This is a genomic window from Nonomuraea polychroma, assembly GCF_004011505.1.
In the GTDB taxonomy this organism is placed as follows: Bacteria; Actinomycetota; Actinomycetes; order Streptosporangiales; family Streptosporangiaceae; genus Nonomuraea; species Nonomuraea polychroma.
In genome coordinates this window covers 5559637-5574226 of record NZ_SAUN01000001.1, presented here as the reverse complement: position 1 = coordinate 5574226, position 14590 = coordinate 5559637, and the positions used below count along the sequence as shown (strand labels likewise).

10 protein-coding genes are annotated in these 14590 nt (G+C 73.1%); 6 read left to right on the top strand and 4 right to left on the bottom strand.

Going from position 1 to position 14590, the window contains the following annotated elements:
- Positions 1-54 precede the first annotated feature (54 nt).
- The 5 genes from EDD27_RS25460 to EDD27_RS57910 are packed head-to-tail and all read left to right on the top strand — an operon-like array spanning position 55 to position 11580.
- Positions 55-978, top strand: a complete 924-nt coding sequence (locus EDD27_RS25460; RefSeq protein ID WP_206641638.1) for a carbohydrate ABC transporter permease — start codon at positions 55-57, stop codon at positions 976-978.
- A complete protein-coding gene (locus tag EDD27_RS25455; protein WP_127934620.1) occupies positions 975-1796 on the top strand; it encodes a carbohydrate ABC transporter permease in 822 nt (273 codons plus the stop codon). Before EDD27_RS25460 ends, EDD27_RS25455 begins: the two co-directional genes overlap by 4 nt.
- Positions 1797-1808: 12 nt before the next feature.
- Positions 1809-3317 carry a glucoamylase family protein gene (locus tag EDD27_RS25450; RefSeq protein ID WP_127934619.1) on the top strand — a complete coding sequence of 503 codons (1509 nt, stop codon included), beginning with the start codon at positions 1809-1811 and terminating at the stop codon, positions 3315-3317.
- Positions 3318-3330: 13 nt separating this feature from the next.
- Positions 3331-5109 carry a GH39 family glycosyl hydrolase gene (locus EDD27_RS25445; RefSeq protein ID WP_127934618.1) on the top strand — a complete coding sequence of 593 codons (1779 nt, stop codon included), beginning with the start codon at positions 3331-3333 and terminating at the stop codon, positions 5107-5109.
- A 45-nt stretch (positions 5110-5154) separates the two neighbouring features.
- The gene (locus tag EDD27_RS57910; protein ID WP_127934617.1) at positions 5155-11580 is read left to right on the top strand and encodes a CHAT domain-containing protein; all 6426 of its coding nucleotides are present in this window, start codon (positions 5155-5157) and stop codon (positions 11578-11580) included.
- Between the two features lie 8 nt (positions 11581-11588).
- Here EDD27_RS57910 and EDD27_RS25435 read toward each other — a convergent pair whose 3' ends face one another.
- Positions 11589-11843 (bottom strand): hypothetical protein, encoded by a 255-nt coding sequence (locus EDD27_RS25435; protein ID WP_127934616.1) that lies wholly within the window; start codon positions 11841-11843, stop codon positions 11589-11591.
- A 102-nt stretch (positions 11844-11945) separates the two neighbouring features.
- Positions 11946-12401, bottom strand: a complete 456-nt coding sequence (locus EDD27_RS25430) for a hypothetical protein (protein WP_127934615.1) — start codon at positions 12399-12401, stop codon at positions 11946-11948.
- Between the two features lie 261 nt (positions 12402-12662).
- Here EDD27_RS25430 and EDD27_RS25425 point away from each other — a divergent pair, with 261 nt between their 5' ends.
- Positions 12663-13178 carry a hypothetical protein gene (locus EDD27_RS25425; RefSeq protein ID WP_127934614.1) on the top strand — a complete coding sequence of 172 codons (516 nt, stop codon included), beginning with the start codon at positions 12663-12665 and terminating at the stop codon, positions 13176-13178.
- Here EDD27_RS25425 and EDD27_RS25420 read toward each other — a convergent pair.
- Together EDD27_RS25420 and EDD27_RS25415 are read right to left on the bottom strand one after the other, a co-directional pair.
- Positions 13175-13723, bottom strand: coding sequence for a GNAT family N-acetyltransferase (locus tag EDD27_RS25420; protein WP_127934613.1), 549 nt, complete (start codon positions 13721-13723; stop codon positions 13175-13177). The two genes, EDD27_RS25425 and EDD27_RS25420, sit on opposite strands and share 4 nt — an antisense overlap.
- 43 nt (positions 13724-13766) lie before the next feature.
- Positions 13767-14534 (bottom strand): sirohydrochlorin chelatase, encoded by a 768-nt coding sequence (locus tag EDD27_RS25415; RefSeq protein ID WP_241564242.1) that lies wholly within the window; start codon positions 14532-14534, stop codon positions 13767-13769.
- Positions 14535-14590 lie beyond the last annotated feature (56 nt).

The following is a 14590-nucleotide window of genomic DNA, read 5'->3' as shown; positions in this document are numbered from 1 at the left end:
CGAGCGAACCAATCGACACAGCACGCTCGTCGCAGGCCCGACGAAGGAGGGCCTGTGACGTTGGCGGTTCCCGCGACGGGCCGGGCGGCGGACGTGGCCCGGATCGCCTTACGCCGGAGCTGGATCGGCTGGATGTTCATCCTGCCGTTCGTGGTGTTGTTCGTCGTGTTCTACCTGGGGCCGCTGCTCGTCGGCATCGGCATGAGCTTCACCGACATGCGCAGCACCGACGTGACGAACCCGTTCGCCGTCGACCTCGTCGGCGTCGACAACTACCTCCGGCTCGTCAACGACGGTGCCATGCGGCAGGCGGCGGTCAACACGGTCGTGTTCGTGGTGACGGCGCTGCCGCTGACCATCGGGCTCGGCCTGGCCGCCGCCGTCCTGCTCAACTCGGGCATCGCCCGGCTGCCGGCCGCCTTCTTCCGGCTCGGCTACTACCTGCCGAACATCACGAGCATCATCGGCATCGCCGTGGCCTGGAAGTTCCTGCTGGAGCCGGAGGCCGGGCTGGTCAACCGGCTGCTGGAGCTGGCCGGCGTCCAGGGCCCTAACTGGCTGCAGAGCACGAGCACAGCGCTGCCCTCGATCATCGTCATGACCGCCTGGCGCAGCTTCGGCTTCAACATGGTCGTGTTGCTGGCCGCGCTCCAGACCATCCCGAAGGAGCTGTACGAGGCCGCGGAGGTGGACGGCGCCGGCCGATGGGCCCGCTTCCGCGCGGTGACCGTGCCCGCGCTCCGCCCCGTGCTGCTGTTCTGCACCGTCTACAGCTCCGTCGGGTTCATGCAGTTCCTGGAGGAGCCGCTGGTCATGACCCGCGGCGGGCCGCTGAACTCCACGCTGTCGGCGTCCCTGGCGATCTTCAACCAGTTCGGGGTCGGTAACTACGGCTACGCGGGCGCCGCCTCGACGGTGCTGTTCACCGTGATCGTGGCTCTGGCCGTGCTGCAGCTGAGGCTGGGGAGGAGACGATGAGAAGGACCCGCCGCCAGCACGTCGTCGTCTACCTCGGGCTCACGCTCGGCCTGGCGCTGGTCGTGGGGCCGTTCCTGTGGACCGCGCTCAGCTCGGTCAAGCCCGAGCGGGAGATCAGGCGCGACCCGCCGACGTTCTGGCCCCAGACGTGGACGCTGGACAACTTCGCCGAGCTGTTCGAGCGGGTGAACATCGGCACCGCCTTCGCCAACAGCATGATCATCGCGCTCGTGCTGGTGGCGACGAACCTGCTCTTCTGCTCCATGGTCGGCTACGCCTTCGCCAAGCTCGACTTCCGCGGCAAGAACCTCGCGTTCGGGCTGGTCCTGGTGCAGCTCGCGATCCCGGCGATCGTGCTGATGGTGCCGCAGTTCGTGCTGATCGCCAAGCTCGGCATGGTCAACACGTTCATCGGGATCATCCTGCCGACCGTGGTGACGCCGCTCGGCGTGTTCATGATGCGGCAGTTCATCTCCGACCTGCCCGACGAGCTCATCGACGCGGCCAGGGTCGACGGCGCCCGGGAGTTCCGCATCTTCTTCACGATCATTCTGCCGCTGTGCGGGCCGGCGCTGGCCACGCTGGGGCTGATCACGTTCCTCGGCTCCTGGAACAACTTCCTGTGGCCGGCCGTGGTCGCGCAGAGCGAGAACATGTACACCCTCCCGGTCGCGCTCAACATCCTCAACGGCCACGAAGGCACCCACTACAACCTGCTCGTCGCCGGCTCGGTCGTGGTGATCGCGCCGATCCTGTTCCTGTTCGTCTTCCTGCAGCGCTTCTTCATCCAGGGCATCGCCACCACCGGACTCAAATAAGAGGAGCCCCTCATGCGCAAGACGATCCTGTCCGGTTTAGTCGTGCTGGCTCTCGCGATCCCGGCAACCCCGGCGAACGCCGACAGCACGCTCCACCGTTACGCCAAGGACACCTGGCGGTCGATGGACGCCATGGTCGAGCCGGCCACCGGCCTGCCCGCCGACAAGGTGACCGGCGATCTCAAAACCCGTGCCAAGGTCACCTCACCCACCAACATCGGCACGTACGTGTGGAGCACGCTCACCGCCCGCGACCTCCGCCTGATCACCGGCCACGACGCAGCCACCAGGATCGGCCGGGTCCTCACGGCACTGGAGCGGCTGGAGCGCAACGCCCCGACCGGCCAGTTCTACAACTGGTACGACCCCGCCACCCTCCAGCTCGTGCGCACGTGGCCGGAGACCGGCGACCCCGTCCGCCTGTTCGCCTCCAGCGTGGACAACGGCTGGCTGGCCACAGCCCTCATGATGGTCCGCAACGCCACCCCGCAGCACGCCGCCCGCGCCGACCGGCTGCTGACCTCGATGAACTTCAAGTCGTACTACGACCCGGCGGCCCGCCCGGATGCCGGCACGGGCCTGCTGCGCGGCGGTTTCTGGCCGGAGCCGCCCGACGGCTGTCACGTGGCGAGCGACTACGCCGGCACCGGCACGACCGTCTACTCCACCTGCCACCACTACGGCGCGCCCGCCGAGACCCGCATCGGCCAGTACGTGGGCATCGCGCTCGGCCAGATCCCGCGCGAGAGCTACTTCGGCCCGTACCGGACGTTCCCCGACAACGGCTGCGACTTCGGCTGGCAGGACCAGAAGCCGGTCGGCTCGTGGAAGCAGTACCTGGGCGTGAACGTCTGGGAGGGCACGTACGCCTACCGCGGCATGCGCTTCGTCCCGAACTGGGGCGGCTCCATGTTCGAGGCGCTCATGCCCGACCTCGTCGTCCCCGAGGCGGCGTGGGCGCCGCGCAGCTGGGGCCGCAACCACCCGGTCTTCGTCCGGGCCCAGATCGAGCACGGACTGAACGAGGCCCGCTACGGCTACTGGGGCTTCTCCCCGTCCAACGACCCGCACGGCGGCTACCGCGAGTACGGCGTGGACCCGCTCGGCATGGACACGCCTGGCTACACCTCCGACCGTGAGCGCACCAGCACCGACCCCGGCTACGAGGGCTGCCGCCCGGCCCAGCCGGAGCCGGCCGCCTACGGCGACGGCGTGGTGACGCCGCACGCCAGCTTCCTGGCGCTGCCGTACGCGAAGGCCGCCGCCATGGCCAACCTGGCCAAGCTGCGCCGCGACTTCGACGCCTACGGACCCGGCGGCTTCTACGACGCGATCGCGGTGCGCTCCGGCGTCGTGTCCAAGTGGTACCTGGCCCTCGACCAGGGCATGGTGATGGCCGCCCTGGGCAACGTGCTCACCGAGGGCAACCTGCACCGCTACTTCGCCGGTTCCGGCGTCGAGGCCAAGCTCCGCCCGGTGATGCAGCTCGAGGAATGGGACGTCGTCCCAGCGAAACGATGAAACGGGGAACCTCTTGACGAACACGCCCGCCCACCGCGACTGGCAGGAGCGCATCGGCCAGGCGTCCGGCGAGATCACCGGGGCCGCACGGCCCGTCCTGGAGGCCCCGACCGGCCTCCGGGCGGTGCCCGGCGCCGGTGCGGTGACGCTGACCTGGGATCCCGTGCCGGGAGCCATCGGGTACCTGGTGCACAGGGACGGGGCGCCGGCCGGGCAGCCGGACGTGGACGTGCCGGCCGTCCCGTCCTGCCGGTACGTGGACACGGGCCACGGGGCGGCGGCCTACGCGGTGGCCGCCGTCTCCGCCATGGACGCCGTCGGCCCTCTGTCCCCGGCGGTCCACGCGGGACCGGCAGCGTCCGCCGGGGAGGTCTCCGTCCACGTCGACGCGCGGGAGTCCACCCGTGACCTGCCGCGCCCCTGGAAGCTCATGGTCGGTTCCGAGCACCTGTCGTACCTCCTCAACACCGGCGAGACCGGCGGCCGGCCCATCGGCGACGAGCTGACCGAGGCGCTGCGGATCATGCAGGACGAGCTGGGCGTCGAGACGGTGCGGGCGCACGGCATTCTCTGCGACGACCTGGGCGTGTACAAGGAGGGCAACGTCTACGACTTCAGTGGCGTGGACGCCGTCTACGACAAGGTCGTCGGCCTGGGCCTGCGCCCGGTCGTGGAGCTCGGCTTCATGCCGCGGGACCTGGCCGCCGACCCGTCCAAGACCGTGTTCGCCTACGAGGCGATCATCTCGCCGCCCAAGGACTTCGAGGCGTGGAGCGACCTCGTCAGGGCCCTGGTCGAGCACCTGGCCGCCCGGTACGGCATCCACGAGCTGATCGACCACTGGGCCTTCGAGGTGTGGAACGAGCCCAACCTGGCCGTGTTCTGGTCCGGCACGCCCGAGGAGTACTTCCTGCTCTACGACGTCACCGCCGCCGCGGTGAAGAACGTGCACCCGGACCTGCGCGTCGGCGGCCCCGCCTCGGCGGCGAACGGCTGGGTCGAGGAGCTGCTCGCCCACGTCGCCGAGTCGGGGGCGGCACTCGACTTCCTGTCCACGCACACGTACGGCAACGCCCCGCTCGACTGGCGCCCGGCCCTGGCCAGGCACGGGCGGGACATCCCCATCTGGTGGACCGAATGGGGTCCCACGCCGACCCACTTCCACGGCATCGGCGACGGGCCGTTCGGGGCGGCGTTCCTGCTGCACGGCATGAGATCGGCGGCGGGCAGGATCGGCGCGCTGTCGCACTGGGTGGCCTCCGACCACTTCGAGGAGCTGGGCCGCCCGCCGCGGCTGTTCCACGGCGGCTTCGGCCTGCTCACCGTCGGCAACCTGCGCAAGCCCCGCTTCCACGCGCTCGCGCTCGCCGCCCGCCTCGGCGACACCGAGCTGCCGGCCACGTCGGAGGGGGACGTGGCCGGCGTGGAGGCGTGGGCGGCCAGGCACGACGACGGCCGGATCGGCGTGCTGCTCTGGAACGGCACGCTCAACCACTCCCAGGCGGCCGGCACCCCCGAGCTGGCCCGTACGATCACGCTGACCATCGACGGCCTCGAAGATCGCCCGCGGACGCTCACGCACCATCGCATCGACCACGATCACTCCAACATCGAGGCCGTCTGGCACGCTATGGGGGGTGGAGACTGGCCTGCGGACGAGCAGTGGGACGCACTCCGCGCCGCCAACACCCTCGACGAGCTGGACCCGCCCGCCACGGTCACCGGCACCGCCGTCACCCTCCGCTTCGACCTGCCCATGCCCGGGGTGTCCTTCGTCGAGCTGTCGGGCTGAGCGGCGCTTCTGTACGGGCGCGCACGCCGGTGAGAGCCTGTGCCCATGACCGATCCGGCGGCGGCGCTCGCCGCCCGCATCGAGCAGTTCGAGCAGGCCGCGGATCCCGGGCTGATCTGGGATCCCGCGGCGCTGGGCGAGGCTGAGCAGGCGATGCTGGCGTGCGCCGGCGACCGCTCCGACGCCGCGGTCTGGCGCCTGATCGGCATCCTGCACCTGGCCCGGTACCGGCTCGACCAGCGGACCGCGCAGGACGCCGCGGTGGCCGGCGCCTTCTTCGCCGCCGTTGCCGTGGTCGACCCCGGGCGGCTGCCGGAGAAGCTGCGCGGCGCCGGCGCGCCGCCGGGCGACTCGGCCGGCACGTGGGCCGGGCTGGTGGAGGAGGTGTTCCGGCACGTCGACCCCGCCGCGTACGCGCACGTCGGCCTGCTCATCCGCGCCCTGGTCCGCCGCGCCATGGCCCATCCCACCGTGGACGCCGCCGACCGGCTCGAACAACTGCTGTTAGAGCAGGCCATGCGCTCGTCCGACCCATCCTGGGCGCCGGGGGCGCTGGCACTGCTCGGCGGCGGGCTGATGCGTTTGTACGGGCAGACCGGCGCGCGGGAGCTCATCGACGACGCCGTGCACGTGCTGCTCAGAGCGGCCTTGGGGGCGCCTGGCGAGGCCGCCTTCCTGGGCGAGCTGGCCGCGGCGCTCGCGGTGGCCGCGCCCGACGACGATGACCTGGTCGGGGCGTACCTCACGGCCGCTGAATCGGCCCCGGGCACCCAGGACAGGTCCCAGGCGCTGCTGGCGCTCGTGGACCTCACCCGGGCGCGGGCGGAGGGCTCGGTCCTGGACGACGACCTGCTGGCGTTCATCAGGGTGGGACAGTGCGCGCTGGACTTCTGGCACGAGCAGTGGGCGCATCCCGGGGTGCTGGCGCTGTATGCGGCGGGACTCGTCGAGTGGTACGTGGTCACAGGCGACGAGCGCTCGCTCGAAGCCGGCCGGGAAATGCTGCAGGCCCTGGGCGTCACCCCCGACGAACCGGCCCGCCGCCCAGGCGCCGAGCCGCTCGCGCGGGTGAGCGGCGAGACGGCGCGCCGGCTCGGGACCGATCCCGTCGTGCGCCTCGGCCTGCTGGCCGGCCGCCGATGGCGCCGCTACGGCCTGACCGGGGAGCCGGCCGACCTGGACGTGGCCGTCGACGCCATGCGCGAAGCGGCCGCCTCGGCCCCGCCCGGCCACCCGGACCGCGCCCGCCTGCTGACCGCCCTCGCGAAAGCCCTGCTCGAACGGGCCGTGGTCACCCAGAGCGACCCGGCGGAACCGATCAGCGCCGCCCGCACGGCCCTGGCCGCCCACGACGAGCACGACACCGCCAGACCGGTAGCCCTCCTCCTGCTCGCCCAGGCCCTGAGCCTGCGTCTCACCCGGTCCACGGCCGGCCAGGCGGTCACCGCACTGCGCGAAGCCCTCACCTCCGCCGAAGACCTGACGGTCCGCGCCGACGCCTACGGCCTGCTGTCGGAGGTGCTCCAATGGCGCGCCGGGGAAGCGCACGACGAGGCGGACCGGCGAGCCGAGGACCTGAATGACGGCGTGGACCGGCGAGCCGAGGACCTGAACGACGGCGTGGACCGGCGAGCCGAGGACCTGAATGACGGCGTGGACCGGCGAGCCGAGGACCTGAACGACGCCGTCCTGGCCGCCCGCCAAGCCGTCGAACTGGCCGTGAAGACCTCCGGCGACCAGGCTCCCGCCCAGCGGCTGCTGTCCCACGCCCTGCTCGGCCGCTTCTCGGCCCTGGGCGACGCCCGCGACCTGGGCGAGGCCCTGGCACTGGCCAGGGACGGCGACACCGGCCTGCTGACCCGGCTGGCCGCCGTGCTCGACGGCCCACCGCCGCCGGTGATGGACGAGCACCTCGCGCAGGCCGCGGCCGACCTGGCGTTCCTGACCTCGGACGAGGACTTGACGCTCAAGCTCCTGCGCTTCGCCGAGCACCGATTCGCCCCGGCCGGGGAGCGTGCCGAGGCATCGGGCGATCGCGGGACGTTCCTGCTGACCGCGGCGCTCCACCTGACCGAGCTCGGCCGCCTCCGGGCCGCCAACGCCGTGCTGACCAGGGCAGCGGCCGCGTTCGACGAGGCCGGCCGGCGCTCGAGCACCGCCGACGCGCTCTCCAGGCTCGGAGTCAACCACGCCGAGCTGGACGAGCCGGACCAGGCCCTGGAGGCGTACGAACGTTCCGCGGCCGTCTACCGCTCCCTGGGCGAACCCTGGTCCGAGGCCCGGCAGCTCGGCAACATGGGCGCCGTCCTCCTCCGGGCCGGCGACCCCGCGCGCGCCGTCGACCAGCACCTCCGCGCGGCCGCCTTGTGCGCGGCCACCGGTCTGGCCGCGGAGGAGGCGTATCACCAGGTTCAGGCGGCCGACGCCTACCTGGCCGCGGGAGACCCGGCGGCGGCCGTGGCGTGCGCGGCCCGGGCCCGCGAGCTGTATCTGACACTCCGCGAACCGAAGCCGGCGGCCTGCGTCCTCATCTCCGCCGCCCGCGCCGCCGTCGACCAGGGCGACCTCACCGCCGCGGTGGAGCGCATCGCCGCCTGCGCCATCGAGCTGGAGGCCGCCGGTGACTGGCAGTCCGCGTGCCGGGCGCTCGACGCGCACGCCGTCCTGCTGGCCGGACGCGGCCACCGTCCGCAGGCCGCCGCGTGCGAGGCCCGTGTGGTGGAGATCGTACGGCGCAACGGTGAGCGGCGGGAGCCTGCCGACGAGTGGTACCGCATCGCGCAACGGCATCGCGCCACCGGCGACGCCGCGGGCGCCAGGTTCGCCTTTGAACTGGCGGAACGCGAGTACGACGCGATCAGCCACCATGACGGCTCCGCCTCGGTCCGCTACAACCTGGGCGTGCTCGCGTACACGGAGGGCGACGCCGAGCGGGCGCTGGAGGAGTTCGGGGCGGCGGGGGAGACGTTCGCCCGGTTGCGGGCGCCCGGCAAGGAGGCGGCCGTCCTGACCATGCGCGCATCCTGCCTGGCCGGCCTCGATCGGGTGGACGACGCGCTGCCGGAGCTGGAGCGGGCGCTGGAGCTGGCCGCCGCCGAAGGCGACCTCGACGCCCTCTTCACCGCCACCCTGCACCGCGCCGTGCTCGACCTCCGGCGGGGCGAACTCCAGGAGGCGGAGGAGCGCCTGCACGCCGCCCTCGGGCTGGGCGCCGGCGACCCGTTGAAGGAAGGCGTCGTACGGGACCGGCTGGCGGCTCTCGCCTTCCGTACCGGTGATCAGAAGGCCCAGGCGGAGGCGCTGGAACAGGCGGTGACAGCCTTCCGCGCCGCGGCGCAGAACCGGCTGGCCGCCCTCGCCTCCATCAGGCTCGGCTTCGTCCTGGAGGAACGCGGCGAATACCGCCGCGCCCGGACAGCCCTGGAAGCAGGCCTGACCAGCCTCGCCACGCCGCAGGCGGCCGTCCCAGCGGGGGAGGCGCCGTTCGAGACCGTCCCGGCGGGGGAGGCGCCGTTCCAGACCGTGCCGGCGGCGGAGGCGCCGTTCCAGACCGTGCCGGCGGCGGAGGCGCCGTTCGAGGTCGTCGCGGCCATGGCGGCGCCGGGCGGCGTGGACGTGGCCGTCCTCGAACGGGTGGCCGCCATCCAGCTCGCCCTCGGCGACCTCACCGACGGCCGCACCACCCTGTCCGAGGCCGTCACCGCGCTCCGAGCCGGCGGCGAGCAGCCGGAAACCCTGGAACGACTGGAGCTCCGCCTCCGCCTGGAAGAGGCAGAGGCCGCGGGCGACCTACGCCTGGCCCGCGCCACAGCCGAACAGGCCCTCACCCTCGCCACCCAGCCCAGCGCTCGGGCCGAACAGCCCGGCGCTCTCGCCGCCCAGCCCGACGCTCTGGTCGCCCAGGCCGGCGCCGGCGACACCGGCATCTCGACCGATGGTGACGCTTGGCGCGTCCGGGACGGACACCGCCCCGTCCCCGCCGAAGACCTGTCCCATCTCCTGGCCAAGCTGTCCGCCCTCTGCCTCACCATGGGCGACCCCACCGCCGCCTACGGCCACGCCGCCCGCGGCTGTGAACTACGCGACGACCGGATGGCCGAGCACCTGCGTAACCTCGGTGCCGCCGCCCGCGCGTTGGGCCGCCCCGACGAGGCGATCGGCCACCTCACCAAGGCGGTCGAGCTGGCCCGCAGCCCGGGCGCAGCGCTGCCCGCCCAGCTCGTCCACGCGCTCGGCTCCCTCGCGTCGGCCCTGTCCGACCAAGCCCGCTGGACGGACGCCGCCCGCGCCTACGACGAGGGCCTCGCCCTGACCACGGCCCCTCTATGGCGAGCGCTGCGTGTCCCGCTGCTGTCCGGCCGTGCCGGGCTCCACCTCAAGCTGGGCGAGCTGGACGAGGCGGCCACGGCCTACCGGGACGCCATCTCGATCGCCGAAGAGCTGGGCGGCCGGCCCGGTCTCGGCGACGACTACGCCGACCTCGGCCTGGTGCACCTCCTGCGCGGCGATCGGGACCAGGCCAGGCCGCTCCTCGCACGAGCCCTGGACCTCCATCGGACGAACGGCGACGACCGCGGCGCCGCCCTCGATCTGATCATGCTCGCCCGCCTTCACCAACCGGCTCTCCTCCAGGCCACCAACCCACCGGCGACGCCCCCAGAGCGGCCGACCCACCCGGCGACGGCTTTCCACGAGACCCCCGCCCGGCCACCGGCGCATCCGCAGGCCGCGGCAGACCAGGAGACGGCGGGGCGGTACGGGGCGCGAGGGGAGGCGGGAGCGTGGCTGGAGGAGGCGCTGGCCGTGGCCGAGGGGATCGGGTTCGGCGCGGGAGAGGCGATCGCCCTGGCCGATCTCGGAGCGCTCGACGTCGCCGCAGGCGAGCATGCCCGCGCCCATCACCGCCTCTCCCAGGCGATCGCACGGCTGGAGGACCTGGGCCACGAGCCGGCGCTGGCGACCGCCTGCCACCACCGGGCCGCCGCGGCGGAGGGGCGCGGCGACCTGCCGGGAGCCCTCGCCGACGCCGAACGCGCCGGCGCCCTCGGTCACACGCCGGCCCTCGACCGGGCGATCAGGCTCGCCGTACGCCTCGGCCGCGGGTCGGCGGCCTGGACGCTCGCCGAACAGGCCAAAGCGCGCAGACTGATCGCCCTGCTGGGCCACGACCGCTGGCCCGTGCCGGACGGCGTACCCGCCGGCATGCTGGAGGCCGAACAACGCGCGCTGGACGACGTGCGCACGCTCACCTCGGCGGCTACCACGAGCCGCGACCCCGCGCAGGCCGCGGCTCTCACCCGCCGCGCCCACGCCGCGCGGGCCGGAGTGGAGGCACTGTGGCGCCGTATGGAGCTCCTTGCCCCCGACCACGTGGCCATCCGCCGCGGCACTCCGCCGGGCGAACTCGAACTGCACACCCTCGTGCGACCTGCGGAGGATGGCCGGACCGGCGGCACGGCCACCGTGGGCGGCACGGCCACCGTGGGCGGCGCCGCCCCTGCGGGCGGTATCGGGCTGCTGGGCTTCCACATCGGCGAGGGCGACGACACCGTGACCGTGCATGCCCACCGCACCGGCTGGTCCGAGCCGCGGGCCTTCCCCGCCACCGCCGGCCGCGCCCTCCTGGCCGAGTTCATCAGGAGCATCGACGGCGACCGGCCGGGCCTGCTCGATCTCGCGGCCCGCCGCCATCGCCTGGACCTGTGGCGCCGCCTGGCCGACCTGCTGCTGGCCGACGCACTCGACGCCCTGGCCGCCGACGACCTGGACGTGGTCCACCTGCTCCCGCACCGGGAACTGCACCGCGTACCGCTGCACGCCCTCGCCCCGGCGGGCGGGCCCTCTCTGCTCGAACGTTGCCCCGTGACGTATGCCCCGTCCGCCGCCGTCCTGACCCGCCTGGCCCGGCGCGTCCCGCACCGCACCGGCCGGTCGCTCGTGCTGGGCTACGGGACGGAAACGGAGACGCGGGCGGCCGAGGAGATCGCCGCGCTGCTGGGCGAGGACGCGCGAACCGGCCCCGCCGCCACCTCGTCGCTCCTCCCCGGGTCCTGGGACATCGTGCACATCGCCGCCCAGGCGGTCCTCGACCGGCACGACCCGTTCGCCTCCGGTGTCCGGCTCGCCGACGGCCTTCTCACCGCCAGGCGGTTGATGAGCACGCGGACAAGCGTGGGGCTCGTGGCCGTCACAGGCTGCGAACGCGACTCCGGCGGCCCTTCGGAGGGGGACGGCATGGCGGCGCTCGGACACGCCCTCCTCCATGCCGGAGCCAGGTCGGCCCTGCTCACCCTCTGGCCGGTCGCCGGCGAGATCACGCGGTCGCTGATGCGCGACTTCCACACCAGGCTCCGCACCGGCACGGGGCCGGCGCAGGCGTTACGCGAGGCCGTGCTGGGACTGCGCGAGTTGTACGGGTCCGCCGAGCCCGACCTGTGGGCCCCGTACGTGCTGGTCGGCCTCCCGGGCTAGGACCGGTCCTAGTGGTCCATCCACTTCGAGTCGGGCATCAGGGTGGCCGCGACGAGGTAGCCGAAGAAGCCGACCGCGAGCCCCACCGCGTACGCCCCGAACACCTCAGGCACATCGAACAACGCCGTCACCGCCGCACCGCCCACCGCGGCCAGCACCGTGGCGAGATCGGTCAGTCCCACGGAGCCCTCCCTGCGGCGCAGCGTCCGGTACGTGATCCACCCGATCACCAGTCCGAAGCAGATCGCGCCGAGCACCGCCATGGGGAACCTCCTCGTCGTCCGGACCGCCGCCGGCGGCCGCGCTGCGTGCGGTCTCGACCGGAAGGATCTTCGTTCACCATGGCATGCGGCGAGACCGTCTGACTAGAGGAACGACTTGGCCGCGCTCACGAGTCCGGCCGCGCCGTCCGGCGTGTCGACGTAGAGGGCGGACTCGGGGGTGCGCTCGCGGACGTCCTGATCGCGGATCGCGAACACGGCCGGCGCCACGCCGACGTCGCCGTAACGGCCCGCCACGGCCGCGCTGATCGCCTGCCGCACGTCGCCGACCACGTCCCTGGTCGTGTGGCCGGAGCCGGAGGCGGCGAGGTAGCCCAGCATGCCCGCGAAACGCAGCTCGGTCTCGGCCGCCGGGCGCTGCTCGGGCAGCACGGGCCGGTCCAGCCAGAACACCTTGCCGGCGAGGAACGCCTCGTAGCCGGCGCCCTCGTGGCCGAGCACGCGTGCCGTCCCGGCGAGCAACGCCCCGAACTCGGCCAGGTCCGCCTCGGGCGGCAGGTCCGTCGTGACGAACAGGGGCACCACCAGCGAGTCCACCATAGGATCATCCCTCCGTGAGGAGGCTCATCGTAGGGTGCCCGACCGACAATCCCCGTCCGCGCCACACCTGGCTCCCTCGCAGTGGCCAGGCCGGGAGAATCGCCAGACCGCGCTGCTCTCGGGCGGCCAGGCCGAGGGAATCGCCAGACCGCGCTGCTCTCGGGCGGCCAGGCCGAGGGGATCGCCACCCCGGGCCCCCTCTCGGGCGGCCAGGCCGATCGCGTCGAGCGACTCGCCACGTCGGCCGGTAAGATCGCGTGCGTGGCGACGGCTCTTCTGATCACCGGCACCGTCGGCGTGGGCAAGACGTCCGTCGCCGATGCCGTGGGCGACCTGCTGGCCGGCGCGGGCGTGCCCAACGCGGTCATCGACCTCGACTGGCTACGCCGCGCCTGGCCCGCGCCACCGGACGACCCGTTCCACGGCGCCCTGACCCTGCGCAACCTGCGCGCCGTCGCGGCCAACTTCCTGGACGCGGGCGCCGAACGCCTGGTGCTCGCCGGAGTGATCGAGGACCGCGAGGAGCGGCGCCGCCACGAGGAGGCGGTCGGTGTCCCGATGACGGTCTGCCGGATCAACGTCGCGCTCCCCGAAGTGCACCGGAGGCTGGCAGGACGGCACACGGACGACGCATCCGGACTTGACTGGCACCGCGAAAGGGCCGGGGAGTTGGCGGAGATCCTTGACAAGGCCCGGGTGGCGGACTTCGACGTGGACGGCGCCCACGCCTCCATCGCCGAGGTCGCCGCCAAGGTCCTCGCAGGCTGGCGAGCCTAGCGTTCGATCCACTCGTCCTCGAGGGCCGAGTGCACGATCGAGTCGCGCCACCCCAGCGGCGTGTGCACGTGGTGCCGGATGCGCCCCTCCTCCACCATCCCCGCCGTCAGCATGGCGAGCTGCGCGGGCAGGTTGGCCGGCGACCGGGCGCCCCAGATGCGGTGCAGCCGGAGCCCCTTGAACCCGAACGACAGCAGCGACCGCACCAGGTCCGTGCCGGCGCCTCGCCCCCACACGTCGGGGCGCAGGCCGAAGCCGATCTCCGCGCTGTGCGGGTGATCGGCCTCGATGTGCAGGCGGGCCACTCCGATCACGTCGTGGCGCTCGGCGTCGACCACGGCCATCACGTACAACAAGCGCGGCTCCGCGCAGGCCGCCGCCATGGCCGCCTCCACGAGTCCCGCGACCTCGCCCACGGTGCGCGGTGCGAAGGGCATGTGGTGCGTCACAGTGGGATCGCCGTAGATGGCGTGCAACGCGGGCACGTCGGCCTCAGTGACGTCACGGAGGCCGAGCCGTTCACCGTTCCACACCACCTGGCGCATGCGCAGACGGTAACGCGAGTCCCGTGATCTTTACAAGCCCTTGTCAAGTCGCGAGTTGACTCCCGTAAGCTCGCGCGACAAGTTCCGCGACCGCACTGTGCGAGCCGAGCGGCTCCGCGTGCCCGGCGTCGATCTCCGCGGCGGCCCGCTCGACGATCGCGGGCGGCGCCTCGTGGCCGATCATGCAGGGGGCGATCGCCAGCCGCTCGGCGCCGGCCGCGCGCAGCCGCTGGGCGGCCACGCTCACCCCGGGATCGCTGTCGAGCGCGGCGGCCACGACCGGGAGCGTGAGCCGGGAGGCCAGGAGCACGGCGGTGGCCTGCACGGCACGCACCCCGCGTTCGCCGCCGACCGTGCCGAGGATGACCGCGTCCACGGGGCTGGAGACGTTCAGCAGGCGTACGCGGTCGGCCCTGGCCAGACCGCGCTCGGCCAGCCGGATGTGCAGCGCCTCGGCCAGCAGCGGATGCGGCCCGAGCGCGTCGGTCACCACGGCCCCGGAGCCGGCGGCCGCCACGGCCTTGCCGATCTCCGCCATGACGACGGGGTCTTCCCAGGTGAGCAGCGGCACGATGACGGCCTCGCGTCCCGGGGGAAGGGAGTCCGCCAGGTCGGTGACGCTCGTCAGCAGTACCTCGATCTGCGGGTTGTCCACGCGTACCACGGCCGCGATCTCCTCCGCCACGCCGGCGGTGTCGCCGGGGGTGGCGAGCACGAGCAGAGGAGCGTCCGGCGGCAGGGACGTGGGCACGGGACGGCGGTGACGACCGCCGCCCGGCCGGGGGGAACGTTCACGTACAGGCAGGCTCACAGGCGCGCAGTTTATGCCCATTCGATGGGTGTTGTTCCGTGAATAGATGGCGATTC